Source organism: Geodermatophilus sp. URMC 64, from assembly GCF_053502555.1.
Map to the genome: position 1 here is coordinate 5,047,292 of NZ_CP199955.1, position 25,343 is coordinate 5,072,634.

Annotated in this window: 24 protein-coding genes and 1 tRNA gene; 12 read left to right on the top strand and 13 right to left on the bottom strand. The window is 74.2% G+C overall.

The features are described 5' to 3' along the window. Positions 1-5 precede the first annotated feature (5 nt). Genes ACWIYF_RS24705 through ACWIYF_RS24715 form a run of 3 tightly spaced genes read left to right on the top strand, consistent with a single transcriptional unit; the run spans position 6 to position 2,588 of the window. Complete coding sequence (locus ACWIYF_RS24705; RefSeq protein ID WP_448625468.1) at positions 6-452, top strand: MarR family winged helix-turn-helix transcriptional regulator; 447 nt, start codon at positions 6-8, stop codon at positions 450-452. A gap of 20 nt (positions 453-472) precedes the next feature. Next, the gene (locus ACWIYF_RS24710) at positions 473-1,735 is read left to right on the top strand and encodes an MFS transporter (RefSeq protein ID WP_448625469.1); all 1,263 of its coding nucleotides are present in this window, start codon (positions 473-475) and stop codon (positions 1,733-1,735) included. Between the two features lie 58 nt (positions 1,736-1,793). Next, positions 1,794-2,588 carry an enoyl-CoA hydratase/isomerase family protein gene (locus ACWIYF_RS24715; RefSeq protein WP_448625470.1) on the top strand — a complete coding sequence of 265 codons (795 nt, stop codon included), beginning with the start codon at positions 1,794-1,796 and terminating at the stop codon, positions 2,586-2,588. A 60-nt stretch (positions 2,589-2,648) separates the two neighbouring features. Here ACWIYF_RS24715 and ACWIYF_RS24720 read toward each other — a convergent pair whose 3' ends face one another. Both ACWIYF_RS24720 and ACWIYF_RS24725 read right to left on the bottom strand, forming a co-directional pair. Then, on the bottom strand, positions 2,649-5,462 hold the full coding sequence (locus tag ACWIYF_RS24720) for a PQQ-dependent sugar dehydrogenase (RefSeq protein ID WP_448625471.1): 2,814 nt from the start codon (positions 5,460-5,462) through the stop codon (positions 2,649-2,651). A 150-nt stretch (positions 5,463-5,612) separates the two neighbouring features. Continuing rightward, positions 5,613-7,409 (bottom strand): PQQ-dependent sugar dehydrogenase, encoded by a 1,797-nt coding sequence (locus ACWIYF_RS24725; protein WP_448625472.1) that lies wholly within the window; start codon positions 7,407-7,409, stop codon positions 5,613-5,615. 311 nt (positions 7,410-7,720) lie between these two features. Here ACWIYF_RS24725 and ACWIYF_RS24730 point away from each other — a divergent pair, with 311 nt between their 5' ends. Next, the gene (locus ACWIYF_RS24730; RefSeq protein ID WP_448625473.1) at positions 7,721-8,875 is read left to right on the top strand and encodes an IS481 family transposase; all 1,155 of its coding nucleotides are present in this window, start codon (positions 7,721-7,723) and stop codon (positions 8,873-8,875) included. A 48-nt stretch (positions 8,876-8,923) separates the two neighbouring features. Here the strand turns inward: ACWIYF_RS24730 and ACWIYF_RS24735 are convergent. The 5 genes from ACWIYF_RS24735 to ACWIYF_RS24755 all read right to left on the bottom strand — a co-directional run bounded on the left by ACWIYF_RS24735 (position 8,924) and on the right by ACWIYF_RS24755 (position 12,933). Then, a tRNA-Ala gene (locus ACWIYF_RS24735) sits at positions 8,924-8,997 on the bottom strand. Positions 8,998-9,061: 64 nt separating this feature from the next. Next, positions 9,062-9,760, bottom strand: a complete 699-nt coding sequence (locus ACWIYF_RS24740) for a hypothetical protein (protein ID WP_448625474.1) — start codon at positions 9,758-9,760, stop codon at positions 9,062-9,064. Positions 9,761-9,917: 157 nt separating this feature from the next. Further along, positions 9,918-10,538, bottom strand: coding sequence for a GNAT family N-acetyltransferase (locus ACWIYF_RS24745; protein ID WP_448625475.1), 621 nt, complete (start codon positions 10,536-10,538; stop codon positions 9,918-9,920). A 10-nt stretch (positions 10,539-10,548) separates the two neighbouring features. After that, positions 10,549-11,967 carry a molybdotransferase-like divisome protein Glp gene (gene glp / locus ACWIYF_RS24750; RefSeq protein WP_448628798.1) on the bottom strand — a complete coding sequence of 473 codons (1,419 nt, stop codon included), beginning with the start codon at positions 11,965-11,967 and terminating at the stop codon, positions 10,549-10,551. Positions 11,968-12,003: 36 nt separating this feature from the next. Then, positions 12,004-12,933, bottom strand: coding sequence for a UTP--glucose-1-phosphate uridylyltransferase (locus tag ACWIYF_RS24755; protein ID WP_448625476.1), 930 nt, complete (start codon positions 12,931-12,933; stop codon positions 12,004-12,006). 26 nt (positions 12,934-12,959) lie between these two features. On the opposite strand from ACWIYF_RS24755, the gene ACWIYF_RS24760 reads away from it, so the two are divergent. From ACWIYF_RS24760 to ACWIYF_RS24775, 4 genes are read left to right on the top strand one after another with little or no spacing between them, the layout of a single operon-like run. Continuing rightward, entirely contained in the window at positions 12,960-13,553 is a 594-nt protein-coding gene (locus tag ACWIYF_RS24760) for a 5-formyltetrahydrofolate cyclo-ligase (RefSeq protein ID WP_448625477.1), read from the top strand. Positions 13,554-13,594: 41 nt separating this feature from the next. Continuing rightward, positions 13,595-14,944 (top strand): SLC13 family permease, encoded by a 1,350-nt coding sequence (locus ACWIYF_RS24765; protein WP_448625478.1) that lies wholly within the window; start codon positions 13,595-13,597, stop codon positions 14,942-14,944. A 16-nt stretch (positions 14,945-14,960) separates the two neighbouring features. After that, positions 14,961-16,187, top strand: a complete 1,227-nt coding sequence (locus tag ACWIYF_RS24770) for a CaiB/BaiF CoA transferase family protein (RefSeq protein WP_448625479.1) — start codon at positions 14,961-14,963, stop codon at positions 16,185-16,187. Continuing rightward, on the top strand, positions 16,184-17,716 hold the full coding sequence (locus ACWIYF_RS24775; RefSeq protein ID WP_448625480.1) for a carboxyl transferase domain-containing protein: 1,533 nt from the start codon (positions 16,184-16,186) through the stop codon (positions 17,714-17,716). The genes ACWIYF_RS24770 and ACWIYF_RS24775 overlap by 4 nt, the downstream gene beginning before the upstream one ends. A gap of 7 nt (positions 17,717-17,723) precedes the next feature. Here ACWIYF_RS24775 and ACWIYF_RS24780 read toward each other — a convergent pair whose 3' ends face one another. Next, positions 17,724-18,218, bottom strand: a complete 495-nt coding sequence (locus tag ACWIYF_RS24780) for a MarR family winged helix-turn-helix transcriptional regulator (RefSeq protein ID WP_448625481.1) — start codon at positions 18,216-18,218, stop codon at positions 17,724-17,726. A gap of 189 nt (positions 18,219-18,407) precedes the next feature. Between ACWIYF_RS24780 and ACWIYF_RS24785 the strand changes: the two genes are divergently transcribed. Beyond that, on the top strand, positions 18,408-19,940 hold the full coding sequence (locus ACWIYF_RS24785; RefSeq protein ID WP_448625482.1) for a PP2C family protein-serine/threonine phosphatase: 1,533 nt from the start codon (positions 18,408-18,410) through the stop codon (positions 19,938-19,940). Positions 19,941-19,991: 51 nt separating this feature from the next. Here the strand turns inward: ACWIYF_RS24785 and ACWIYF_RS24790 are convergent, their stop codons facing one another. From ACWIYF_RS24790 to ACWIYF_RS24805, 4 genes are all read right to left on the bottom strand, one after another. Beyond that, positions 19,992-20,450, bottom strand: coding sequence for a DUF5313 family protein (locus ACWIYF_RS24790; protein ID WP_448625483.1), 459 nt, complete (start codon positions 20,448-20,450; stop codon positions 19,992-19,994). Positions 20,451-20,549: 99 nt separating this feature from the next. After that, positions 20,550-21,056 (bottom strand): MarR family winged helix-turn-helix transcriptional regulator, encoded by a 507-nt coding sequence (locus tag ACWIYF_RS24795; protein WP_448625484.1) that lies wholly within the window; start codon positions 21,054-21,056, stop codon positions 20,550-20,552. Positions 21,057-21,119: 63 nt separating this feature from the next. Continuing rightward, complete coding sequence (locus ACWIYF_RS24800) at positions 21,120-21,989, bottom strand: DUF1206 domain-containing protein (RefSeq protein ID WP_448625485.1); 870 nt, start codon at positions 21,987-21,989, stop codon at positions 21,120-21,122. A gap of 147 nt (positions 21,990-22,136) precedes the next feature. Then, complete coding sequence (locus ACWIYF_RS24805) at positions 22,137-22,355, bottom strand: hypothetical protein (RefSeq protein ID WP_448625486.1); 219 nt, start codon at positions 22,353-22,355, stop codon at positions 22,137-22,139. Positions 22,356-23,036: 681 nt separating this feature from the next. Here ACWIYF_RS24805 and ACWIYF_RS24810 point away from each other — a divergent pair. From ACWIYF_RS24810 to mscL, 3 genes are all read left to right on the top strand, one after another. Next, complete coding sequence (locus ACWIYF_RS24810) at positions 23,037-23,357, top strand: FmdB family zinc ribbon protein (RefSeq protein WP_448625487.1); 321 nt, start codon at positions 23,037-23,039, stop codon at positions 23,355-23,357. A gap of 111 nt (positions 23,358-23,468) precedes the next feature. Continuing rightward, positions 23,469-24,101, top strand: coding sequence for a Flp pilus assembly protein CpaB (gene cpaB / locus ACWIYF_RS24815; protein ID WP_448625488.1), 633 nt, complete (start codon positions 23,469-23,471; stop codon positions 24,099-24,101). Positions 24,102-24,149: 48 nt separating this feature from the next. After that, positions 24,150-24,587: a large conductance mechanosensitive channel protein MscL gene (mscL, locus tag ACWIYF_RS24820; protein WP_448625489.1), complete on the top strand. Its 438-nt coding sequence runs from the start codon at positions 24,150-24,152 to the stop codon at positions 24,585-24,587. 7 nt (positions 24,588-24,594) lie between these two features. Here the strand turns inward: mscL and ACWIYF_RS24825 are convergent, their stop codons facing one another. Beyond that, on the bottom strand, positions 24,595-25,281 hold the full coding sequence (locus tag ACWIYF_RS24825; RefSeq protein ID WP_448625490.1) for a YbaK/EbsC family protein: 687 nt from the start codon (positions 25,279-25,281) through the stop codon (positions 24,595-24,597). Between the last annotated feature and the right edge of the window lie 62 nt (positions 25,282-25,343).

Consider the following 25,343-nt stretch of genomic DNA (forward strand, 5'->3'; position numbering starts at 1 on the left):
GCCCCGTGGATGCGGACGAACTCGCGGGACGGCTGGACGACGCCGTCGCCGCACTGCGCTCGGCCACCCTGCCGCGGGCGGGGCTGAGCCTCACCGCCGCGGCGACCCTCGCCCGTCTGCAGCGCGCCGGCCCGGCCCGGCTCACCGAGCTGGCCGTCGCCGAGGGGATCAGCCAGCCGTCGATGACCGCGCTGATCGGGCGGCTGGCCGACCAGGGGCTGGTGTCCCGTGCAGCGGATCCGCGGGACGGCCGTGCCGTCGTCCTCTCCCTCACCGCGGCGGGCGAGGAGCTCCTGGCGCAGCGGCGCGCCGAGCGCACCCGCCGCATCGCCGGCCCCCTGGCCGACCTCTCCCCCGCCGACCAGCGGCGCATCGCCGAGGCGCTGCCCGCACTCGTCCGCCTGGCCGACGCGCTGCGCCGGCCCCCTGTCCCCGTGGAGGTATCGCGGTGAGCTCGGCTCAGAGCGCGAGCATGTTCAAGCAACCCAAGGCCGTCTTCGCGGTCGCGTTCGCCTGCGTCGTCAGCTTCATGGGCATCGGCCTGGTCGACCCGATCCTGCCGGCGCTGTCGGTGCAGCTGCACGCCTCGCCCAGCCAGGTGAGCCTGCTGTTCACCAGCTACCTGGTGGTCACCGCCGTCGCCATGCTCGTGACCGGCTGGGTCTCCAGCCGCATCGGCCCGAAGCGCACCCTGATCGCCGGCCTGGCGATCATCGTCGTCTTCAGCGCGCTGGCCGGGCTCTCCGGCTCGATCGACGGCATCGTCGGCTTCCGCGCCGGCTGGGGACTGGGGAACGCGCTGTTCATCGCCACCTCGCTCGCGGTCATCGTCGCCTCGGCGACCGGCGGCTTCGCCGGCGCGATCGTGCTGTACGAGGCCGCGCTGGGCCTCGGCATCGCCGCCGGTCCACTGGTCGGCGGCCTGCTGGGTGACATCAGCTGGCGGGGACCGTTCTTCGGCGTCGCGACGCTGATGGCGATCGCGCTGCTCGCGACGGTCGTCCTGCTCGACGAGATCCCCAAGCCCACCCACCGGACCCCCCTGTCCGCGCCGCTCAAGGCGCTGCGGCACCGCAGCCTGCTGACCATGGCGATCACCGCGGTGCTCTACAACTGGGGCTTCTTCACGATGCTGGGCTACGCGCCCTACCCGATGGAGCTCGACGCGATCCAGCTCGGCTTCGTGTTCTTCGGCTGGGGCCTGCTGGTCGCGCTGTTCTCGGTCTTCGGCGCCCCGAAGCTGCAGGCCCGGTTCGGCACGGCGCCGTCCCTGTACGGCGCGCTCGGCTTCTTCGCCGTCCTGCTGCTGCTCATCGGCCTGTTCACCGACAGCCGCTGGGCGCTCATCGTGTGCGTGATCGCGTCCGGCGTCGTCGTCGGCATCAACAACACGCTCACCACGCAGGCGGTCATGCTGGTCGCCCCGGTCGAGCGGCCGGTCGCCTCCGCGGCCTACGGCTTCGTGCGCTTCATCGGCGGCGGCCTGGCGCCGTTCGCCGCAGGCAAGCTCGTCGACGCCTGGAACATCCACGTGCCGTTCGTCGTCGGCGCGGTCGCGGTGGCGCTCGGCATCGCCGTGCTGGCCACCGGCCACCGCATGCTCAGCCGCGCCGACGCCGCGATGGCCGCCGGCGGGCACGGGATCCCGGACGACGAGGTCGCGGGCGAGGTCGCCGACGAGTTCGGCGGCGCCCCGGGCGCCATCGACGACGAGCTGCACGTCGCCCGTTCCTGACGCGGTCCTCCGCGCCGCCCCATACGGTGAGCGGCAGGGACCAGCGAGGAGGACGGCGATGACGAGCACGCAGGAGCGGCCGCGGGTGCTGACCCAGGTCGACGGCGACGTCTGGCGCATCACCCTCGACCGGCCCGAGGCGGGCAACGCCCTCGACCCGGCGCTGGCCCACCAGCTGGGGCAGGCGCTGCGCGAGCGGCCCGAGCAGACCCGCACGGTGCTCCTGCTGGCCAACGGCAAGCGGTTCTGCGTCGGCGGCGACGTCTCCTACTTCGCCGGCGCGGAGGAGCCCGGTGCGGCGGTCGGCCAGCTGGCCCACGACTGGCACGAGGTCGTCCGGCTGCTGATCAACACGCCCGTTCCGGTCGTCGCCGGTGTGCAGGGAGCGGTCGCGGGGGCCGCGGTCGGGCTGATCGGGGCGTGCGACATCGTCGTGTGCGCCCGCTCGACGAAGATCGCCCCTGCCTACGGCGGTCTCGGCTTCTCCCCCGACGGCGGCTCCTCCTGGGCGCTGACCCGGGCGCTGGGGGCGCCCCGGGCGCTCGAACTCATGCTGACGAACGGCCATCTCAACGCCGCCGAGGCGCACACGTTCGGCCTGGTCAGCCGCCTGGTGGAGGACCAGGACCTGCACGCCCAGGCGATCGAGCTGGCGCACCGGGTCGCCGCCGGCCCCGTCCGGGCGATGGTCCGCACCCGCGCGCTGGTCCGCAAGGCCGCCGTCCGGACGCTCGACGAGCAACTGGACGACGAGGCGCGGCTGATCGCGGAGTCCGCCGCCGACCCGGAAGGCCGGGAGGGCGTGCGGGCGTTCCTCGAGAAGCGCACGCCCGACTTCCGCGGCGCTCGGTGATCCCGGCGGCGGCCGGCCAGGATGATGCCCTGCCCGGCCGCCCCGGAACCCGCCGCTCGGTCAGTACCGCCGGTCGGTGACCACTCCGGTGGCCGCCGTCCACGTGATGTAGCCGCGCTCGAAATTGGCCCGGCGGCCACCGGGGATCGCGAACTCGTCGCTGGTCGGGTAGCCGAGGTAGGACCGTTCCCAGCCCAGCTGCGACCAGCGGGTGCGGATCGCGCCGTGCACCTCGTGGGCTCCGGTGCGCGCCGTCCAGTAGACGGAGCCGCCCTCGAAGTGGTTGAAGCGGCCGAGCCCGTCGGGGGTCCTCGTCTCGCTGGTCGTCGGGAAGCCCAGGATCCCGGACTCCCACCGCAGCGCTCCCCACTCCTGGTAGATCGCGCCGTGGACGCTGCGCGCCCCCAGCCCGGGCAGCCAGTAGATGCCCCCGTTCTGGAAGGTGTTGTAGCGCCCCCGCCCGTTCGGCGTGCTCAGCTCGTCGGTCTTCGGGTAGCCGTGCGGGCTGCGCTCGAAGCCCATCGCCTTCCACAGCGTGGCGATGTCCCCGTAGACGGCGTGGGCGCCGGTGGACGGCGACCAGTACACCGAGGCGTTCTGCAGGGCGAAGTGGTTGTAGCGGCCGACGCCGTCGGGCGTCGTCCTCTCGTCGGTGAGCGGCTCCCCGAGCTTCACGTGGCCGCCCACGGCCAGGTAGTCGGTGAGGATCGAGCCGTGCACCTCGTGCGCCCCGGCCCGCGGTGACCAGTACATCCGGCCCTTGGCGTAGGTGCGCCAGCGCACCGCCGCGTCCCCGGCCTCCGGCGCCGTGGGCGCCCCCAGCAGGGTGCGCAGCGCCGCCTCGCCGTTGTACCGCCGGTCGATCGGCGTCAGGTACGTGGCGGTGAGGGTCAGGTCGGCATCGGGCATCACCTGCGTGCGCTCCCGCGCCGCGCCGTCGCTCCACCGGTCGAAGGTGGCCACGTTGTCGGAGGCGACCACGGGCGCGATCACCGACACCCGCGCGCCGGCGGTGACCTGCGCGGTGGCGCGCGCGGCACCGTTGACGGTGATCGCGGCCGGCGTGCTGGCGACGATGGTGAGCGTCCGCAGCCGCGGCGCGGCGGTGAAGGCCTGCTGCGTCCGCACCCCGGCGCTGTCGGTGGCGGCGACGTTGATCTCCAGCCGGGTGTCGTCGCCGTGGTCGTCGAACGGCCGGTCGAACGTCGGGCCGGTGAAGGTCTCGCCCGGGTGGTTGTGGCAGTAACCGCCGCTGCAGTGCACCAGGACGACGCTCCAGGTGACGTCGAGCGGTCCGTCCTCGGCGTCCGTCGCGGTTGCGCCGGCCTGCACCGCCTCGCCGACGGCGAACTGCCGCGTGGCCGGCGGAGCGGTCAGGCTGATCACCGGGACGTTGTTGGCCGGTGCCACGGTGAACGTCGTCGTCCCTGTGGCGCCCTGGGCGTCGGTGACCGTGAGCCGGCCGGTCCGCACCGTCGCGTCGGGGTACTGGTGGCTCGCCTGGGCGCCGGTGGCCGTCGCGCCGTCCCCGAACTCCCACCGGTAGGTGAGCGCGTCGCCGTCGAGGTCGCTGGATCCCCGCCCGTCGAAGGCGACGGTGCGGGTCGCGGGGTCGGTGGTGAAGACGGCGCTCGCGGTGGGCGCCCGGTTGCCGGCGGCGTAGCTCAGCCGCTTCAGCACGGCGCCGCCGATGTCGGCGTAGACGATGTCGCCGTTCGCCGGGTGCGCGGCGAACCGCACCGGCGCGCCGTTGCCGGTGCCGAAGCCGCCGGCCTCCGGCTGCCGGGCGAGCACGCCCTGGCTGTCGTAGCGCAGCGTGTAGACGCGGCCCGCGGCGTAGTCGCCGAAGAAGTAGGCGCCCTGGTAGGCCGCCGGGTACGCGGAGCCGGTGTAGACGATCCCGCCGGTGACGCTGGTGCCGAGCGGACCGTGGGGGTAGGTCCACAGCGGCGCGGAGTTGCCCACGCCCTGGCAGCCGGCGAGGTCCTTGTAGCCGGGGGTCTGGGTGTTGCCCTCCCAGCACGGCCAGCCGTAGCTCGCGCCGGGCCGGATCAGGTTCACCTCCTCCCAGGTGTTCCAGCCGACGTCGCCGAGGATCGGCCCGCCCGTGGTGGGGTCCAGGCTCAGCCGGAACGGGCTGCGGAAGCCGCTGGCGTACACCCGACTCTTGAAGGACGACGGGTTGGCGGCGTCGTAGTAGGGGTTCGACGGCACCCCGCGGCCGTCGGGGAGGACGTGCAGGAGCTTGCCGTAGCCCGTGTTGATGTCGAGCGCGCGCAGCGCCAGTGGGTCGACGAACCGGAAGTCGGCGCTGTCGCCGATGGAGACCCAGAGCGTGCCGTCCGCTGCCGCGACGATGCCGGTGGTCGCGTGCACGTCCGAGCCGTTCGGCAGGTCCCAGATCACCCGCTCGGTGCCGATCCCGGTCGGCTCCGGTGAGCCGGTGACCGTGAAGGAGGCCAGGCGCATCGTCCAGGCGTTGTTCACCAGCAGCGTGCGGGCCAGGTAGATGCGCTTGCTGGTCGCGTAGTCGGGAGCGACCGCGAGCCCGACCAGCCCGAGGTCCTGGGTGGTGACGACGGGCAGCGTGGCCAGCGTCCGCGCGGCGCCGGCCGCCGACGCCCACGCCACGCGGCCGTTCTTGCCGATCGTGAAGTAGCTGCCGTCGGGCAGGAACGCGAAGTCGGTCAGGACGTCGCTCTGTCCGCTGGGCATGTCCCGCACCGCGAACCCGGCCGGCAGGGCGGCCTGCGCCGTCACCGGGACGACGACCAGTGCCCCGAGGACGACCGCCGCGACCAGCCCGATGCGCAGCAGGCCCGCACGCAGCGCCTGCGGCAAACTCCGTGGAGCGGTTCCCCCGTTTGTGATCATGGTGGCGGAGTGTGAGGGCTGATTACGCAGCGCCACAATATCCTGGGCGCCGCTGGCACGAATTTCACCCTCTCCGGCGGTGGACGCTCCGAAAATCGTGACTCTGAGTGCCTGTCCCCGCACATAGACGGCGCATGAGCAGTGGGATGACTACACGGCGTTCTCGTCGAGCGGGAGCGCGGTGAAGGTCGCCTGCGCGCGAATGCCGACACTGTCCGTGGCGGTGGCGCGGATCTCCAGCCGGGTGCCGGGCCCGTGGTCGTCGAAGGGCCGGTCGAACGTCGGGCCGGTGAAGGTCTCGCCCGGGTGCTCGTGGCAGTACCCGCCGCTGCAGTGGATGAGGACCACGCGCCACGTGACCTCCAGGGCGCCGTCCTCCACGTCCGTCGCCGTGGCACTCGCCCGGACCGGCTCGCCGACGGCGAACCGGTGGTCGGCCGGGGGTGCGGTCAGCGCGACCACCGGGACGTGGTTCGCCGGGACCACCGTGAGGGTCGTCGTCCCCGTCGCGCCCTGGGCGTCGGTGACGGTGAGGCGGGCGGTGAGCGGTGCGGTGCCGGGGGCGGCGTAGGTGTGGGTCGCCTGCACACCGGTGCCCGTGGCGCCGTCCCCGAAGTCCCAGGCGTAGGTGACCGCGTCGCCGTCGAGGTCGGATGACCCGCTGCCGTCGAAGGTGACCGTGCGGGTGGCCGGGTCGCTGGTCTGGGTCGCGCTCGCCGTGGGCGCGCGGTTGCCCGGGGCCGCGACCAGGCGCTTGAGCACCGCCCCGCCGATGTCGGCCCAGACGACGTCGCCGTTCTCGGGGTGCGGGGCGAACTTCACCGGCGCGCCGTTGCCCGTGCCGAAGCCGGCGGCCTCGGGCTCGCGGGTGAGCGCCCCCTCCGCGTCGTAGCGCAGCGTGTAGACGCGGCCCGCGGCGTAGTCGCCGAAGAAGTAGGCGCCCTGGTAGTCCGCCGGGTAGGCCGTCCCGGTGTAGACGATGCCGCCGCTGACGCTGGTGCCGAGCGGGCCGTGGGGGTAGGTCCACAGCGGCGCGGTGTTGGCGGCGCCCTGGCAGCCGGGCATCTCGGCGTACCCCGGCGTCGCGGTGTCGCCCTCCCAGCACGGCCAGCCGTAGCTGGCACCCGGCCGGACCAGGTCGATCTCTTCCCAGCTGTTCCAGCCGACGTCGCCGACGATCGGCCGCCCGGTCGCGGGGTCGAGGCTCAGGCGGAACGGGCTGCGGAAGCCGCTCGCGTAGACCCGGCTCGGCCAGGACGCCGGGGCGGCGGCGTCGAAGAACGGGTTGTCCGGCACGCCCTGCCCGTCCGGCAGCACGTGCAGCACCTTGCCGTAGCCGGTGTTGATGTCCAGCGCCCGCAGGGCCAGCGGGTCGGCCACGCGGAAGTCGGCGGCGTCCCCGGTGGAGACCCACAGGGTCCCGTCCGGAGCCGCGACCAGGCCGGTGATCTGGTGCACGTCGGAGTTCTGCGGGAGCTCCAGCAGCACCTGCTCGGCGTCGATGCCGGTCGGCTCGGGGGCTCCGGTGACGGCGAACGACGACACCCGGGTCACCCGGGCGCCGTCCACCTCCAGCGCCCGGGCTAGGTAGATGCGCTTGCTGGTCGCGTAGTCGCTCGCCACGGCGAGGCCGACCAGCCCGAGGTCCTGCTGCGTGACCACCGGCAGCGTAGCCAGCGTCCGGGGGGCGCCCGCGGCCGACACCCAGGCGACCCGGCCGTTCTTGCCGGTCGTGAAGTAGCTGCCGTCGGGCGCGAACGCGAAGTCGGTCAGCAGCTCGCTCTGCCCGCTGGGCATGTCCACGACGGCGAAGCCGGCGGGCAGGGCCGCCTGTGCCGTGCCCGGTGCGACCGCGACGCCCGTGGCGACGACGGCCGCGACCAGCGCGCTCCGCAGCAGCGCCCTGACCGCACTCCGTCGCCGGAGCCTTCCCCCTGGCTGATCCATGGCGGCGGAGTCTTTGGGAAGCCGGCGGGGGGATCAAGCTGAACCGCGGATAATGATCTCCGGACGGCGAACACGCGGGCTCGTTCTGACCGAGGGTGCCTGTGTGCGTGCGCTCGGCCAGTCGCGCCGGACTGCGACGGACCGGCACACACAAGTACCGGCGCGGCCACGACACGCGAACGCCGCCGGGGCGGGATGCCCCGACGGCGTCGGTGTCGTGCACGGGTGGAGCTGAGGGTGTCTGAGTTCAGGACATCGTGCACACCTGTCTCGGGACATCGTTCACACCCTGACCCGAAGGGGTGTGTGCGATGGGGATGCCGGAGCTGGTGGTCGCCGCGGTCTTGGTGGAGGGACGCAAGAAGGCTGAGGTTGCCCGGGACTACGGGGTCTGCCGACGCTGGGTGATCACCCTCGTCCAGCGCTACCTCGCCGAGGGCGAGGCCGGGCTGCAACCCCGCTCCCGGCGGCCGCGCACCAGCCCCCACCGAACCGCCCCCGAGCTCGAGGACGAGATCGTCGCCATCCGCAAAGATCTCGATCGGTACGGCCACGAGGCCGGCGCGGCCACCATCGCCGCCCACCTGCAACGCCGGCACGGATCGGCTCCGGCGGTCTCCACCATCTGGCGGATCCTCACCGCCCGCGGGTTCGTCACCCCGCAGCCGCACAAGCGACCCCACAGCTCCTACGTGCGCTTCGAGGCGGTCCAACCCAACGAACGCTGGCAGGCCGACATCACCCACTGGCCGCTGGCCGACGGCACCGACGTCGAGATCTGCAACTGGCTCGACGACCATTCCCGCTTCTGCCTGGCCAGCACCGCCGCCCCGGTGTTCACCGCCGGCGCCATCGACCGGCTGTTCCGCCGCCTCGCCGCCACCCACGGCGACCCGTCCGGCGTGCTCACCGACAACGGCGCGGTGTTCACCGGCCGCTACCGCGGGCACGGCCGCGTCGCCCTGGAGGTCACCCTGCACGGCCGCGGCGTGGTGTTCGCCCACTCTCGCCCGTATCACCCGCAGACCTGCGGCAAGGTCGAACGCTTCCACCAGACACTGAAGAAGTGGCTGGCCACCCAGCCCGCCGCCGCCTCCCTCGCCCGACTGCAGGCCCAGCTCGACGAGTTCACCGGCTACTACAACACCGTCCGGCCCCACCGCGCCCTGCACCGGCGCACCCCCGCCGAGGCCTACACCGCCCGACCCAAGGCCAGCGCCACCGGCATCCCGTTCGTCGACGGCCACTACCGGGTCCGCCACGACAAGATCGACTCCAACGGCAAGCTGACCCTGCGGTACAACAGCCGCCTGCACCACATCGGCCTGGGCCGTCGCCACGCCGGCAGCCCCGTGCTCGTCCTGGTCCACGACCGGCACGTGCGCGTGCTCACGACCAGCGGAGAACTGCTGCGCGACCTGACCCTCGACCCGACCCGGGACTACCAGCCACAGGCCCAAACGTGAACGATGTCGCGGGACACCTGTGAACGGTGTCCCGCGACATCGCACGGGTGGAGCTGAGGGGATTTGAACCCCTGACCCCCTCGATGCGAACGAGGTGCGCTACCGGACTGCGCCACAGCCCCGCGACGGACAGATTACCCGTCGAGCGCTCCAGCGCCGCCACCGGGGCGGCGCCCGAGCGTCGGATCAGCCGTTGACCACCCGGGCGGGGCGGTACTCGTCGATGTCGGCGAAGCCGATGTCGTCGTCGTCCAGCCCGACGACGGCGCTGTGCTGCCAGCCCGCCGGCGCGGCCGTGCGCGCGGCGACGACGCGGCCGGGGCGCAGCGGGTGCACCGGGGCCAGCGGCAGGCTCGGGTGCGGCAGCTGCGGCGGCGCCTCCGGGGTGACGGTGGCGTGCTCGGCCTCCGCGACGGCGGCGGCCCGCCGGTCGGCCGCCGCGGCCAGCCGGGCCTCGCGCGCCGCGGTCCGGGCGGCGCGGCGGGCGGCCATGCGCTCTCGGCGGGCGGCCTTCCGGAGCACCAGCACGTAACCCACGACCGCCAGGTCGAGCAGGCCCTGCGCCGGCCACACCCAGGAGCTGAGGAAGAACGCTCCCGCGAGGGCCAGCAGGGCCAGGAGGACGAGGCCGCCCAGCACGCGCCGGCGCAGCTTGTGCACGTCGACCTTGAGCTCGCCGCTGGTGCGCAGGGCCTCGCGGTCGATCGTCACCCGCTCGGTGTCGGCCGAGACGACGTGGTTGGCCGTCCGCCGCCGCTGCAGCGTCCGCCCGGACGAGGCCGGCTCGCCGCGGTCGGCATGCGAATCACCGCGGGTCACCACCATCGGCACCAGCACGACGAACCACAGCACGACCAGAGCGGCGAGAAGCGCGCCCGATCCCATCCAGAACACCACCTGTCACACGAGTCACCGGCTTGGCGCAGGTTAGGCAGCGGATTCACCCGAATCGGGGAGGCGCGCTGGAGTGTCGCGTGCGAGTTCTGGAACTGGTGTGACGACCGGCGCGGCGTGTCGACAAGAGGACACCGCCGGCGAGGGGTCAGCGTGGTAGGGACTCACGCCAGCGGGCGAGCACGCCGGCCGGCACGTCTTCGGCCAGCAGGGCGTAGGTGAGGTGGTCGCGCCAGTCGCCGTCGATGTCCAGGTACCGGCGCAGCAGCCCCTCGCAGGAGAACCCGAGCCGCTCCACCAGCCGCCGGCTCGGACCGTTCTCGGGGCGGATGTCGGCCTGCAGGCGGTGCAGCCCGACCGGCCCGAACGCGTGGTCGCAGACCAGCGCGACGGCGAGGGAGGCCATGCCGCGCCCGGCCACCGCGCGGTCGATCCAGTAGCCGAGGTGTCCCGAGCGCATCGCACCACGGACGATGTTGTCGATCGTCACCTGGCCGGCCAGCCGGCCCTCCACGTCGATGGCGAACGGCAGCGAGGTCCCCGCGCGGGCGCGGCGGGTCACCGCGCGGCGCATCGCCCGGTAGGCCGCCGGGGTGTGCCGCAGCCGCCAGGGCAGCGGGGCCGACGGCTCCCACGGCGTCAGCCACTCCTCGTTGGCCAGCCGCAGCCGGCTCCACTCCGCGGCGTCCCGGCGGCGCAGCGGGTGCAGCTCCACCGGCCCCCAGGCCAGCCGTGCCGGCCACCCCGGGTGCACGACCGGATCGCTCATGGGACCTCGGTCAGCCGCCGAGCAGCAGCGGCATGACCGTCACCAGCCCGCCGGGGGCCACCTCGGTGACGTCCTCGTCGACGACGATCAGGCAGTTGGCCCGCGCCATCCGGGCGAGCTGCGCCTCGCTGCCGTCGCCGACCGGCTCGACGACGTAGCCGCCGTCGGGGTGCCGCATCACGGTGCCGTGCAGGTACTGGCGGTAACCCAGGGGCGACACCAGCTGCTGGGCCGAGATCGCCTGCACGGTGCGGCGGAACAGCTGGCGCTTGCCGAGCATGAGCCGGATCGCCGGGCGCACGAACACCTCGAAGGACACCAGCGCCGACACCGGGTCGCCGGGCACGCAGATCGCCGGGACGGAGTCGCGGCCGAGCCGACCGAAGCCCTGCACGGGCCCGGGGTGCATCGCGATGGAGGTGAACGTCGTCGGGCCGAGCCCGGCGAGCACCTGCGGCACCAGGTCGAATCCGTCACCGGCGAAGGTGCCGGAGACGAGCACCAGGTCGCTGCGCAGCAGCGCGCTCTCCAGCCGCTCGGTGAGCCGGTCCCGGTCGGTCGGCAGGATCCCGCCGCGGTAGGCGTCGGCGCCGGCGTCGCGGGCGGCCGCGGCCAGCGCGTAGGAGTTCACGTCGACGACCTGCCCGGGGGCGGGGTCGGTGCCGACGTCGACCAGCTCTGCCCCGGCGGAGAGGACGGTGATCCGCGGCCGCGGGCGCACGTGCACCCGGTCGCGGCCCACCGCGGCCAGCAGGCTGATCTGCGCCGGCCCGATCGGCGTGCCGATCTGCACGGCGGAGTCGCCCACGGCGACGTCGTCCCCCGCCCGGCGCACGTAGCTGCCCGACGGCGGCGCGGCGTGGACTGCCACCCGGACCTCGCCCTGGTCGGTCCACACGGCCGGGACGACGACGTCGGCGCCGGCCGGCAGCATCGCCCCGGCCGTCACCTTCTGCGCCAGGCCGGGCCCGATGGAGACGGGCGCACCGCTGCCCGCGGCGGTCTCCCCCACGACGGCCAGCTGCACCGGCGCCTCGAGCGTGGCGACGGCGACGTCCTCCGCGCGGACGGCGTAGCCGTCCAGGGCCGCCTGGTCGAAGGCGGGCAGGGCGCGCTGGCTGACCACGTCCTCGGCGCAGAGCAGGCCCTGCGCGTCGAGCACCGCGAGCTCGATGGGGTCGACCTCCGGCACGGCGGCGAGGATCTCGTCGAGGTGCCGCTCGACGGTGGGCACCTGCGGGGTCGCCGGCGCGGGTGGCGGCGAGGGCATGCGCTCGAGGTCGATCTGCGTGGTGTCGCGGACCGTCCCGGCCGCCGGCTCCCGGACGGCATCCTGGACGGCCTCCTGGACAGCAACGCCGTGCCGCAGGTCCATCTGCGACGTGTCGCGCCGCGACCCGAACCCCCCGCTCGTGCTGTCGTCCGTCATGCCCACGCGCTCGATGGTGCCCCCTGTCGCCCGCGCTCAGGCCGGCGACGCGCCATCGGCGGGCAGGTCGGCGACGAACTCGGTCAGCCACGCGCGCAGCGGCGGGCCCAGGTCGTCGCGCTCGGTGGCCAGCCGGATGACCGCCTTGAGGTAGTCCAGCCGGTCGCCGGTGTCGTAGCGCCGACCGCTGAAGACGACCCCGTGCAGCGGCTCGCCGCGGTCGACCAGCGTGGCCAGCGCGTCGGTGAGCTGGATCTCCCCGCCGCGACCGGGCGAGGTGTTCCGCAGCACCTCGAAGACCTCCGGGGCCAGCACGTACCGGCCGATGATGGCCAGGCTGCTCGGCGCCTCCTCCACCGGTGGCTTCTCCACCAGGCCGGTGATCCGCACGACCTCGTCGCCCTCGCCGGTGTGCCCGCTCGGCTCGACGGCGACGGCGCCGTACTTGTCGATGTTCTCCCGGCCGACGTCGAGCAGGGCGATCACCGAGCCGCCGTGCTCGGCCTGCACGGCCAGCATCTGCTCGAGCAGGTGGTCGCGGGCGTCGATCAGGTCGTCGCCCAGCAGGACGGCGAACGGCTCGTCGCCGACGAACGCCGCGGCCTGCAGCACCGCGTGGCCGAGCCCCTTGGCCTCGCCCTGGCGCACGAAGTGCACCTGGGCGACGTCGGTGGACGCGTGGACGGCGGAGAGCCGGTCGGCGTCGCCCTTCTTCTCCAGCGCCGTCTCGAGCTCCGGCGTCCGGTCGAAGAAGTCCTCGATCGCGGACTTGTTGCGGCCGGTGACCATGAGCACCTCGCGCAGGTCGGCGCGCGCGGCCTCCTCGACGATGTACTGCAGCGCCGGGCGGTCGACCACCGGCAGCAGCTCCTTGGGCACGGCCTTGGTCGCCGGCAGGAAGCGGGTGCCCAACCCGGCCACCGGGATGACCGCCTTGCGGGTCGGTCGGGAACTGGCAGTCGGCATGCAGGGAGCCTAACTAGGCTTCCGAAGTGATCACTCACGGCGAGCCGGTCGGTGCCAAGGCAGCGCTGCGCGAGCGCTTCCTCTCCCGCCGTCGCGCCCGCACCTCGGCCGAGCGCGCGGCCGCGGCGGCCGCGGTCAGCGCGGCGCTGCTGCGCGGCCTCGCCGGCACCCGCACCATGGCCGCGTTCGCTCCGGACGAGATCGAGCCGGGGTTCGGCCGGCTGCCGGCGGCGTACACGCAGCTGGGCGCGCGCGTGCTGCTGCCCATCACACCGAACGACGGCGACGAGCTGTCGTGGGCGGTGGACACCGGCCGGCTCGCGCCCGGGCGCTACGGCCTGCTGGAACCGGTCGGCCCGCGGCTGGGCCCGACCGCGATCGGGACGGCGGAGGTCGTCGTCGTCCCGGCGCTGGCCGTGGACCGCGGCGGCGTGCGGCTCGGCCGCGGTGGCGGCTACTACGACCGCGCGCTGGTGCACGCCCGCGCGGACGCCGTCCTGGTGGCGGTGGTCTTCGACGACGAGCTGGTCGACGAGCTGCCCGCCGAGACCCACGACCGCCGGGTGACCGCCGTCGTCACCCCCTCCGGGGGCTGGCAGGCGGTATCCCAGGGTGGCTGACACAGTGGACTGATCCACCCCCGACGTCGTGGGAGGGGCCCGTGTCCCCCGAGATCGTCACCATCATCGGGCTCGTCGTGATCTTCGCGATCGCCACCTTCCTGCCCATCAACATGGGGGCCCTGGCGTTCGTCGCCGCATTCCTCATCGGCACCCTGTCGGTGGGGATGAGCACCGACGACATCCTCGGCGGCTTCCCCGCCGAGCTGGTGGTGACGCTGATCGGCGTCACCTACCTGTTCGCCATCGCGCAGAACAACGGCACCGTCGACCTGCTCGTCCGGGGCGCCGTGCGGCTGGTCGGCGGCCACATCGCCGCCATCCGGTGGATCATGTTCTTCGTCACCGCGCTGCTCACCGCGATCGGCGCGCTCTCCCCCGCGGCAGTGGCGATCATCGCGCCCATCGCGCTGACCTTCGCCGCGCGGCACGGGATCAACCCGCTGCTCATGGGCATGATGGTCATCCACGGCGCGCAGGGCGGCGGCTTCTCGCCGATCAGTGTCTACGGCGTGACGGTGAACGAGATCGCCGACGCCGAGGGCCTGCCGGACTCCTCGATCGCGGTCTTCCTCGGCAGCCTGTTCTTCAACCTGGCGATCGCCGTGGTGCTGTTCCTCGTCCTCGGCGGCCGCCGGCTGATCGGCCGGAAGGTGACCGTCGCCGTGGAGGAGAAGGAGGAGGTGCACGCCGGGCACGGGCACGGCAACCCCGTCGTGCGCGGCCACGGGGCCCCGCCCGGTCCGGGCGTCGGCGGGGACGACGCCGGGGAGGAGCACCTCCGTCCGCGGCCGGTCACGCCGGAGCAGATCCTGACGCTGGTCGGCCTGGTCGCCGTCGCCGTCCTCGCGCTGGTGTTCGACCTCGACATCGGTCTCGTCTCGATCACCGTGGCCGTCGTGCTCGCGATGTTCTCGGCGAAGATGCAGAAGGGCGCGGTCAGCCAGATCAGCTGGTCCACCGTCCTGCTCATCGCGGGCGTGCTGACCTACGTCTTCGTGCTGCAGGAGGCGGGCGCGATCGACTACGTCGGCGAGGCGGTGATCGGCCTGGGCGTCCCGCTGCTGATCGCGCTGCTGCTCTGCTACATCGGAGGGGTGGTGTCGGCCTTCGCGTCGTCGACGGCGATCATCGGGGTCGCCATCGCGCTGGCGGTGCCGTTCCTCCAGGAGGGGAGCATCGGCGCCGTGGGCGTGGTGGTCGCCCTGTCCGTGGCCTCGACCATCGTCGACGTGAGCCCGTTCTCGACGAACGGCGCGCTGGTCCTGGCCAACGCGCAGGACGTCGACCGCGACCGCTTCTACAAGCAGATCCTGGCCTACGCGGGGATCGTCGTCGCCGTCGGGCCGTTCCTGGCCTGGCTGGTGTTCGTCGTCCCCGGGTGGCTCTAGACGATCGGAGACCCCCGTGTCCGGACCGCTCGACGGCGTCCTCGTCGTCGACCTCACCCGCGCCCTCGCCGGCCCGCACGCCGCGATGATGCTCGGCGACCTCGGCGCGCGGGTGATCAAGGTGGAGAACCCCGGCGCCGGGGACGACACCCGCGGGTGGGGTCCGCCGTTCGTGCAGCCCGAGAGCGGGGACCGCGAGTCGACGTACTTCCTGTCGGCCAACCGGAACAAGGAGTCGATCACCCTCGACCTCAAGGACGAGGGCGACAAGGCGCTGCTCACCGAGCTGCTGCGCCGCGCCGACGTGCTGCTCGAGAACTTCCGCCCGGGCACGCTGGCGCGCCTCGGGTTCGGCACCGACGTGCTGGCCGAGCTGAACCCGCGGCTGGTGACCCTGGCGATCAGCGGCTTCGGGCACGACGGGCCGGAGGGCGGCCGCGCCGGCTACGACCAGATCGCCCAGGGCGAGGGCGGGCTGATGTCGGTGACCGGGCCCGGCCCCGACGACCCGCAGCGGGTGGGCGTGCCGATCGGCGACCTGCTGGCCGGGATGTACGGCGCGTACGGCGTGCTCGCCGCGCTGCTCGAGCGCGAGCGCACCGGCCGCGGCCAGGTGGTGCGCACCTCGCTGCTCGCGGCGATCGTCGGCGTGCACGCCTTCCACGGGACGGCGTGGACGGTGGCCGGCCAGGTCGGCCGCGCGCAGGGCAACCACCACCCCTCGATCGCGCCGTACGGGCTGTTCCACTGCGCCGACGGCAGCGTGCAGGTGGCCTGCGCCAACGAGTCGCTGTGGCGGCGGCTGTGCGCCGAGTTCGGCTTCGACCCGGAGGCACCGGGCATGGCCAGCAACGGTGAGCGCGTGGTCAACCGGCAGAAGGTGATCGACCTGCTCGAGGGTGCCTTCGCGTCGATCGCGGCCGAGGACCTGCTCGCCCGCCTCAACAAGGTCGGCATCCCGGCGGGCAAGGTCCGCACGATCGACGACGTCTACGCCTGGGACCAGACGGCGTCCCAGGGCCTGCTCGTCGACGTGGAGCACGCGACACTGGGCCCGCTGCGGATCCCCGGTCCCCCGCTGCGGTTCTTCGCCCCGGGTCCGGACGGCGAGCGCGAGACCACCCGCCGCGACCACCTGCCCCCGCCGGTGCTCGGCTCCTCGAACGAGGCCATCCGGGCGTGGCTGACCGACGGCGTGCCCCAGCCGGACCAGGACGACGTCGTGGACGGGCACGCCACATGACGACGGCCCGCCCGGCCCGCCTCGACGCCCGGGCACTGCGGGACCTGGTGCTCGACCCGGGGTCGTGGACCTCGTGGGACAGCCCGATCCAGCGCCGGGACACCGACCCGGAGTACGCGAAGGACCTCGCCGAGGCGGCGGAGCGGACCCACCAGGACGAGGCGATCGTCACCGGCGAGGGGCGGCTGCGGGGCCGCCGGGTCGCGGTGATCGCCGGCGAGTTCGGCTTCCTCGCCGGCTCGATCGGCGTGGACGCCGCCGAGCGGCTGATCGCCGCGGTCGAGCGGGCGACCGAGGAGGGGCTGCCGCTGCTGGCCGCGCCGGTCTCCGGCGGGACACGGATGCAGGAGGGCACCGTCGCCTTCCTCCAGATGGTCGGCATCACCGCCGCGATCGCCCGGCACAAGCAGGCCGGCCTGCCGTACCTGGTCTACCTGCGCAACCCGACGTTCGGCGGCGTGCTGGCGTCGTGGGGCTCGCTCGGCCACGTGACGATCGCCGAGCCGGGGGCGTCGATCGGGTTCCTGGGGGCGCGGGTGTACGAGGCGCTCTACGGCGAGCCGTTCCCCGAGGGCGTGCAGACCGCCGAGCACATGGCCGAGCGGGGGCTGCTCGACGCCGTCGTCCCGCACGAGGAGATCGCCGACGTCGCCGACCGCGCGCTGCGCGTGCTGGCCGCACGGCAGACCTGGCACCTCGACGTGCGGGGCGCGGAGGGCCCGCGGCCGGAGGACGGCACCGACGCCGACGACCCCGAGGACCACCGCAGCGCGTGGGACGTGGTCACCGCCTCCCGCCGGCCGGACCGCCCGGGGGTGCGGCGGCTGCTGCGCACGGCGGCGACCGACGTCGTCGGCCTGTCGGGCACCGGCGCCGGCGAGAAGGACCCGGGGCTGCTGCTGGCGCTGGCCCGCTTCGGCGGCGCGCCGTGCGTGGTGCTCGGGCAGGACCGGCGCGGGCAGTCGCTGACGGCGCCGCTGGGCCCGGCGGCGCTGCGCGAGGCCCGGCGCGGCATGCACCTGGCCGAGGAGCTGCGGCTGCCGCTGGTCACGCTGATCGACACTCCCGGCGCCGCCCTCTCCCGCGAGGCGGAGGAGGGCGGGATGGCCGGCGAGATCGCCCGCTGCCTGCAGGACCTGGTGATGCTCAAGGCACCGACGCTGGCGGTGCTGCTCGGCCAGGGCACCGGCGGCGGCGCGCTGGCCCTGGTGCCGGCCGACCGCGTGCTGGCCGCCGCCAACGGCTGGCTCGGCCCGCTGCCGCCGGAGGGCGCGTCCGCGATCGTCTACCGCGACGTCGACCACGCCGGGCAGATGGCGCAGGAGCAGGGTGTGCGGGCCACCGACCTGTGGCGGGCCCGCATCGTGGACCGCGTCGTCCCCGAACGGCCGGACGCCGCCGACGAGCCGGCGGAGTTCTGCGGCCGGCTGGGCCGGGTGCTCGGCGAGGAGCTGGCCGGCCTGCTCGGCCGCGACGACACCGAGCGCTTCCGCAGCCGGCTGCACCGGTACCGCCACCTCGGCCGCTGAGCCGCTCCTACTCCTCCAGATCCCCGCCGTGCTCGACGCGCAGGCTGTGGTCGGGATCGAGCCGTTCGAGCACGGTCTCGAGCACCTCGCAGAGCGCCTGGGTCTGCTCGGCGGTGAGCGGGTCGAACAGCGCCGCCCGGACGGCGTCGACGTGCCCGGGTGCCGCCGAGCGGACGACGTCCCACCCGGCATCGGTGAGCACCGCGACGTTGCCGCGGCCGTCCTCGGCCGAGCGCTCCCGGCGCACCCAGCCGCGCTCCTCGAGCCGGGCGACGGTGTGCGAGAGCCGGCTCTGCGACTGGTTGGCCCGCCGCGCCAGGTCGCTCATCCGGCGGCTGCGCCCGGGTGCCTCCGAGAGCATCGCGAGGACGACGTAGGCGGCGTGGGTCAGGCCCGCGTCGCGCTGCAACTGGGCGTCGAGCACCCGCGGCAGCAGCTCGGAGGCGGTCAGCCAGGCCCGCCACGTGCGCTGCTGCTGCTCGTCGAGCCAACGCTGCGCCACGTCACCGACCGTACCGGGCGGTACCACGCGCAGCGGGGTGCGGCGTCACCTTCGGTGCCCACCCGCCGCGTGGGAGCCGGTACCGGTCCGGAATCGAGCCGCGCCGTGCGGCCCCCGGCAACGGTCCCCCCGCTTCTCGAAACGAAGGTTACAGTCGCTAACGTTATGTGGACCACCCGACCACGTAAGGTGAGCATCGTCGCCGCCATGCTGCTGCTGGCGATCACCGGGATCCTCACCTTCTTGACGTGGCGGGTCACCACGCACAGCGAGCAGCGACTGCTGAGCCGACAGGTGGCGCAGGTCGGGACGCTGGTCACCAACCAGGCGGCGGTCCTGGAGGTCCAGCTCGCCGACATCGCCCAGGTCGCGGTGAACACCCACGCCAATCCGGCGGCCTTCGCCCGCTTCGCCGACCGCGAGCTGGAGCAGACCGGGCAGTCGCTGTCGCTGTGGCGGACCGCGGACGGAGAGACCGAGCAGCTGGCCGTGCAGGGCCTCGAGCCACGGCTGCCCGACGACGGGACCGGCGCGCTGGCCGGCCTGGAGCCGACCGGCGAACTGGTGATCCTGGGCATCCTGCCCGGCGAGCCGGATCGGCTGGCCTACGCGCTGATGCCGGCCGACGGCAACACCGAGCTCGTCGTCTACGCGGAGACACCGCTGCCCGAGGGCCGGCGGATGGCGGTGCCGCCGAACTCTCCGGTGGCCGGCCTGGACCTCGCGCTCTACCTGGGACGGACGACGGAGCCGGGGCAGCTGCTCCAGGCGACCGCGCCCACGCCGATCGACGGCGACACCCGGCGCACGACGGTGCCCTTCGGCACCAGCACGGTCACCATCGTCGCGGCCTCGCCCGCCCCTCTGGCCGGCACGCTGTCGAGCGCCCTGCCGTGGATCGTGCTCGGTGTCGGCTGCCCGCTGGCCGTCGGAGGAGCCGCGACGGTCGAGTTCGTGTCACGCCGGCGGGCGGTCGCAGAGCGGCTCGCCGAGGAGAACGCGCGGCTCTACCGCCAGCAGCGCGGCATCTCCGGGACGCTGCAGCACGCCCTGCTGCCCGCCGTGCCGGAACTGTGCGGGGTGGACGTCGCCGCCCGCTACGTCGCGGGCGTCGACGAGCTCGAGGTGGGGGGCGACTGGTACGACGTCATCGAGCGACGGCCCGGCTGCTGCGTGTTCGTCGTCGGCGACATCTCCGGCCGGGGCCTGCCCGCGGCGACGACGATGGCCGCGCTGCGGTTCGCGGTGCGCGCCTACCTCGCCGAGGGCCACTGCATCGAGACCGTGCTCACCCGGCTGCGCGGCCTGCTCGACGTCCACGCCGACCACCAGTTCGCCACCGTGCTGCTCGGTGAGCTCGACGCGAGTGCGGGCCGGCTGCGTCTGGTGTCCGCCGGCCACTTCGGCCCGCTGCTGCTCAGCGACGGCGGGGCCGAGTTGCTCGACTGCGCGGTCGCGACGCCGATCGGCGTGCCGAGCGCCTCCCCGCCGGTCGTCACGACCGTGCAGGTGCCGCAGCCGGCCACGCTGCTGGCGTTCACCGACGGCGCCGTAGAGCGCAGCGGCGAGGACATCGACACCGGCCTGGAGCGGCTGCGCTCCGCGGCAGCCGCACGCGAGAACGAGCCGCTGGAGCCGATGCTCGACGACCTGCTGCGCACGCTCACCGCCGAGGGGCGGAAGGACGACACGGTCCTGCTCGGTCTGCGCTGGGCCGGCTGACCGGACGCCGCACCTGCTGACCGGGCGGCGAACCCGCTGCCGGTCGGCGGGTCAGCGGCCGGTGCGCTCGCGGTACCGGGCGGCGCGCTTGGCCGCCGCGGCCCGCTTGCGCTCGCTCTCCTGCTTCTGCCGCACGAGGGCGCGCTGGTCGCGGTACGCCTGGGCGGTGCCCACCGGGTAGCCGGCCTTGACGACCCGGTTCTCGGCGGTCTCGGTCATGTAGGCCAGGGAGTAGATCATCGCCAGGAAGATCCCGCCGCCGGCCGCGGCGGCGCGCAGGCCCCAGCCGGCGGGCAGCAGCGTCAGCACCAGCGCGATCGGGATCGACATCTGCACGAAGGTCCGGGCGATGTGCCGCAGCGCCCAGGTCTCGGTCGTGGTGTCGTAGAGAACCCAGCCGCGGTTGCGCCGGGGCAGCCGGCCGCCGAGGGCGTACCAGAGCCAGCGGTGCGGAGCCGGACGGACGATCGGCTCGGCCGGTACGCCGGGCTGCGCTTCGGGTTTCCCCATGACGACTCTCTCCTGGTCCGTGAGGCTCACATCCCCATGGTCTCCCAGAACGCTAGGCGTACCAAGGATTGGGGGACCAACTGTCAGCGGGTTCACATCTCAGGCGACGGTCGCCTCGGTGGTTCCGGCCGGGGCGGCCAGCGCCCGCTGCGAGGCGCTGATCACGCGGGTGAGCGCCCCCTGCAGTGCGATCAGCTCCTCCACCGGCATGCCCAGCCGCTCGACGATGCCGGCGGGGATCTGCTCGGCCTGCGCGCGCAGCGCCCTGCCCTTGTCGGTCAAGGCGAGCGCGAGGTTGCGCTGGTCCTTCGGATCCCGCTCCCGCCGCAGCAGGCCGCCCGCCTCGAGCCGCTTGAGCAGCGGCGAGAGCGTGCCGGGGTCGAGCTGCAGCAGGCCGGAGAGGTCCTTGACCGAGAGCGGCCCGTGCTGCCACAGCGCGAGCATGACCAGGTACTGAGGATGGGTCAGCCCCAGCGGCTCGAGCACGGGCCGGTAGACCGCGACCACGTTACGGGCGGCCACGGAGAGGGCGAAGCACACCTGCCGCTCCAGGGCCAGCATGTCGTCGGACCCGACGGGCTGCGCGGGCGTCTCACCGGTCGTCACGACTCCAGCGTAGGACCCGTGGCAGCCCAAGCATTGGTCCACCAAGCACGTCCGGCTCCAGGCTCAGGACGACGGGTCGCGGTCGGGATAGCGGGCACGCGCCAGCGCGTACCCGCCGAACGCGGCGAACCCGACGGCCACCCCGGCGAGCAGCCACGGCCCGCCCCGCGCGTCGGCGATCGCGGTCATCGCGCCGTCCAGGCCGGTCGCGGTGGAGACGTCGGCCGACGCGGCGGCCTGCCACAGCAGCACGCCGACCAGGCCGAAGGCGATGCCCTTCGCGGCGTAGCCGACCCGCCCGGCCGTCTCGATCCACGGCTCGACGCGGTCGGGCGCGGTCGGCAGGTCGATGTCCTTCATGAACCCGCCGGTGAGCCCGCGGACCACGCTGTAGAGGCCGACGGCGACCACCGCGACGGCGACGACCACCACCAGCGCCGTCCCGCCGGGGATCTGCAGCGTCCGCCCGGTGAGCGTCCGCAGCCGCTCGTCGGCCTCGTAGTCGAGCCCCACGGCGAAGAGCAGCGCGGTGACCCCGAGGACGGCGTACACGGCGGCCTTCGCCAGGCACTTGCCGCAGACGAACGCGGTCCGCCTGCGGTGGGCCCGGTCGAACAGACCGCGCCACCACAGCAGCACCTCGCCGGCCTGCCAGAGGGCCAGCGCCAGCATCCCCAGGCCGATGACCCACAAGAGCACCAGCCCGCCGGGTGAGTCCGCGACCGTCTGCAGGGCACCGGTCTGGTCGGCGTCGGTCCGGTCGGTGCCCCGCGCCAGCTGCAGGGCCAGCCAGCCGATGAGCAGGTGCATGACGCCGTAGGCGACCAGCCCGACGCGGGCTACCGCCTCGAGCACCGGGTGGTCAGTGACCTCCCGGGCGTGCTCGACCACGCGATGCACGCGGTCGAGCAGGGAGCGGGCGGCGGAGGTCACCGCACCGATGCTGCGGTACCCGGCCCGGATCCGCACGGGACGTGCTCGCCGGCGGTCGTCTCCGATGGCCGAGCGAAGGTCCGGGGGCTGACCGACGCCCTCCGGAAAGCATGGCCTCCTCGCGGAGCCCGGTGTGACGCGTCGGGCTCAGGACCTCCCGATCAACGCCCCGACGAGCACGAGGGCCAGGCCCGGGACGACGAGCGAGCCGACGACGACCGCGACCCGGCGGCCGGTCATCCAGCGCTCGGCCGTCGTCGGTGGCGGCGGCTCCCGCTCCGGCCCGGGCGGATCGGCCAGCCAGCGCTGGGCGGTCACACGTCGACTTCGCCACCAGCGCACCCAGCCGACGGTCGCGCCGATCATGAGAATCGCTCCCACAGATGCGCTCACCGGCCGGTCCCACTGGCCGGCGAGGAGAAAGCCGAGCGGACACAAGAGCGCTGCCCAGCCGAGTCACGCGGTTGCGGCCAAGTAGCGCGCCTGCCGGTCGGCTCTCGTCCGCAGTTCCGGGCCGGGGTCGACGTGCCGTCGCAGCGCTGCCTGGATCCGGTAGGCGGCAGACGTGTTGTCGCGGAGCGGCGGGATCACGTGGGAGGTATCACCAGCAGGTCACGCCGACGTTCAGCGCGTTCGGCCCCGGACCAGTCGATCTCGCCCGCCGGCGGGGTCACGCGACCGGCTCCGCGACGCCCGGCAGCGGCGGGGCGGCCGGCCACCCGGCGGCGGGCTGGGTCGCAGGTCGGCGGGCAGGGGGGCACACGGCGCCCACCGTAGGAAAGGCCACCGAGACCTGCGGCTTCTGCGGACGGCACAGAGCCACCCGGTCGGGGCATGCCGCGAACCCGTGCGCGCGGCCGGAATGCCGCACCGGCAGCAAGGCGTTCACCTCCCGACGGACCTGATCCGCCGCACACGTCACCCTCACGAGTCCGCACCGCTGACACTCACCGACAGGCGTGGACGAAGTGCACGGTGAGGGCGCATCATTGGCACTCGACAGGGACGAGTGCCAACCAGGCTCACCCGACGAGGAGCGCAACCGCCGTGCCCACGTACCAGTACGTCTGCACCAACCCCGACGGCAAGCACGAGTTCGAGCTCGTGCAGTCGTTCACCGACGAGCCGGCCAGCGAGTGCCCGAGCTGCAGCAGCCCCGTTCGGAAGGTCTACGGCTCCGTGGGCGTGGTGTTCAAGGGCTCCGGCTTCTACCGGACCGACAGCCGCGCCGGGGCGTCGGCGAGCAACGGCTCCTCGTCCTCGAGCGGCTCGTCGAACGGCTCCTCGTCCGGCGGGTCCTCGGACTCCTCGAAGTCGTCGTCGTCCTCCTCGACGTCGGGCAGCGCGGCGAAGGCCGCCGCCGGCTGACCCTGCTCCCGATCGACCGGTACCGGCCCCTCGCTGTCCACAGCGGGGGGCCGGTTCCACAAGTGGCGCCGGCCGCCTCCTCCCCGCCCGTGGGATGAGCACGCTGTGGGAGTGCTGCGCTTCCGCCGCCCCCGCTCCCCCGTCCACACGCTGCGGCGTGCCCTCGCGGCGCTGCTCGCGGCCGGCGCGCTGCTGCTCGCACTGCGCTCGCCGGCGCCGGCCGCCGTCGCCGGGCCTGTCACCGTCGCGGTCACCGTCGCCGCCGTCGACCTCCCGGCCGGCACCGTGCTGGTCCCCGCTGATGTCGCCGAGGCGCGGCTGCCGGCCGGAGCCGCACCCTCGGGCACCGTGGCGGATCCCGGCGAGCTCGTGGGCCGGCGGCTGGCCGGGAGCGTGCGCGCCGGCGAGCCGCTGACCGACGTGCGGCTCGTCGGGCCGGGGCTCACCGCGGGCCTGCCGGAAGGCCAGGTGGCCGCACCCGTCCGGCTGGCCGACCTCGCGGTCACCGGGCTGCTCCGCACCGGCGACCGGGTCGACGTGCTCGCGACCGCGCCCGACGCGGAGCGCGCCGAGACGGTGGCCGCCCGGGCGCTGGTCCTGGCCGCGCCCGGCCCGCCGGCGGACCCGGCGGCCGCGGGCGACGACGCGGGCCTGCTCGTACTCGCCGTGGACGCCGCGACGGCCGCCCGGCTGGCCGCGGTCGCCACCACCTCGACGCTGACGGTGAGCCTGCCACCGCCCTGACCGGCCCGTTGCCTGGCCGGGGCCGCCCGTATGTGGCTGGATGACCGGGTGTTCAGAGGCTTCAAGGACTTCCTGCTCCGCGGCAACGTCGTCGACCTCGCGGTCGCGGTCGTCATCGGCGCGGCCTTCACCGCCGTCGTCGACTCCTTCGCGGACTCCTTCCTGACCCCGCTGATCGGGCTGGCCGGAGGTGGCGGCGAGCTCGGCGGCGAACTGGAGGTCAACGGCCAGCACTTCACCTGGGGCGCGTTCGCCAGCCAGGTGATCAGCTTCGTGCTGACCGCGGCGGTCGTCTACTTCGTCGTGGTGCTGCCCATGAAGAAGCTGCTGGAGCGCCGGCACCGCGGAGAGGAGCCGGGTCCCACCGTGCCCACGCAGGTGGAGTTGCTCGTCGAGATCCGCGACCTGCTCCGCGCCCAGCAGGGCGCCGTCCCCGGGGCCACGCCCTCCGGGCCGGGGACGACGCCCCTCCCCGGTCAGCTCTGAGCGGCGGTCAGTCGCTGCCCCAGTGCGGCGGCCGGTTCTCGAGATAGCGGCGGTCGTCGTCGCGGGCGTCGTCCGGGCGCTCGCCCCAGCCGAGGTCGCTGTCGTCCGGCGCCCGCTCCGGTGCAGGCCGCGCGGGTGCCGCCGGCCGCTGCTCCACCGGCTGGCCGAGCCCCTCCAGCACCTGGGCGCCGGGGAGCCGGGCGAGCAGCGCACCGGGGACGGCGAGCTTGCTGCCGCGGGTGCCCGAGCCGATCACGACCAGCTCCGCGCCGGCCACGGCGGCGTCGACCAGCACCGGCCAGCTCTCCGGCAACCCGATCGGCGTGATGCCGCCGTACGCCATGCCGCTCTCGGCGACGGCGACGTCCTGGGGGGCGAACGAGGCCTTGCGGGCGTCCAGGTGCCGACGCACCAGCCCGTTGACGTCGGCCCGTGTGGTCGCCAGCACGACGCAGGCGGCGAGGGTGGTCTGCCCGGAACGGCGCGCGGCCACCACGACGCAGTTGGCCGAGGCGGTGGGAGGCACGCCGTAGGCGTCCATGAAGGCCGCGGTGTCGGCGAGCTCGTCGTCGATCTCGGCAACCCACGCCGGGCCCGGCAGTGAGGGCAGGGCCGCCGCGACGGGTGCGCCGAGCAGCTCGGGGTGGTCGGCGGCCGGGCGCCAGGACAGCGAGCCGAGCCGGGGCGCGGTCATCGGGCGGCGACGGGTCGGCGGGCGGAGCGCATGCCCCGATCGTGCGGCACGCCGGCGCGTCG

Excerpts from the sequence above, each read along its gene's own strand:
- ACWIYF_RS24710 (WP_448625469.1), top strand. The coding sequence starts at position 473 with ATGTTCAAGCAACCCAAGGCCGTCTTCGCGGTCGCGTTCGCCTGCGTC.
- ACWIYF_RS24715 (WP_448625470.1), top strand. The coding sequence starts at position 1,794 with ATGACGAGCACGCAGGAGCGGCCGCGGGTGCTGACCCAGGTCGACGGC.
- ACWIYF_RS24720 (WP_448625471.1), bottom strand. The coding sequence starts at position 5,462 with ATGATCACAAACGGGGGAACCGCTCCACGGAGTTTGCCGCAGGCGCTG.
- ACWIYF_RS24725 (WP_448625472.1), bottom strand. The coding sequence starts at position 7,409 with ATGGATCAGCCAGGGGGAAGGCTCCGGCGACGGAGTGCGGTCAGGGCG.
- ACWIYF_RS24730 (WP_448625473.1), top strand. The coding sequence starts at position 7,721 with ATGGGGATGCCGGAGCTGGTGGTCGCCGCGGTCTTGGTGGAGGGACGC.
- ACWIYF_RS24740 (WP_448625474.1), bottom strand. The coding sequence starts at position 9,760 with ATGGGATCGGGCGCGCTTCTCGCCGCTCTGGTCGTGCTGTGGTTCGTC.
- ACWIYF_RS24745 (WP_448625475.1), bottom strand. The coding sequence starts at position 10,538 with ATGAGCGATCCGGTCGTGCACCCGGGGTGGCCGGCACGGCTGGCCTGG.
- glp (WP_448628798.1), bottom strand. The coding sequence starts at position 11,967 with ATGACGGACGACAGCACGAGCGGGGGGTTCGGGTCGCGGCGCGACACG.
- ACWIYF_RS24755 (WP_448625476.1), bottom strand. The coding sequence starts at position 12,933 with ATGCCGACTGCCAGTTCCCGACCGACCCGCAAGGCGGTCATCCCGGTG.
- ACWIYF_RS24775 (WP_448625480.1), top strand. The coding sequence starts at position 16,184 with ATGACGACGGCCCGCCCGGCCCGCCTCGACGCCCGGGCACTGCGGGAC.
- ACWIYF_RS24790 (WP_448625483.1), bottom strand. The coding sequence starts at position 20,450 with ATGGGGAAACCCGAAGCGCAGCCCGGCGTACCGGCCGAGCCGATCGTC.
- ACWIYF_RS24805 (WP_448625486.1), bottom strand. The coding sequence starts at position 22,355 with ATGATCGGCGCGACCGTCGGCTGGGTGCGCTGGTGGCGAAGTCGACGT.
- ACWIYF_RS24825 (WP_448625490.1), bottom strand. The coding sequence starts at position 25,281 with ATGACCGCGCCCCGGCTCGGCTCGCTGTCCTGGCGCCCGGCCGCCGAC.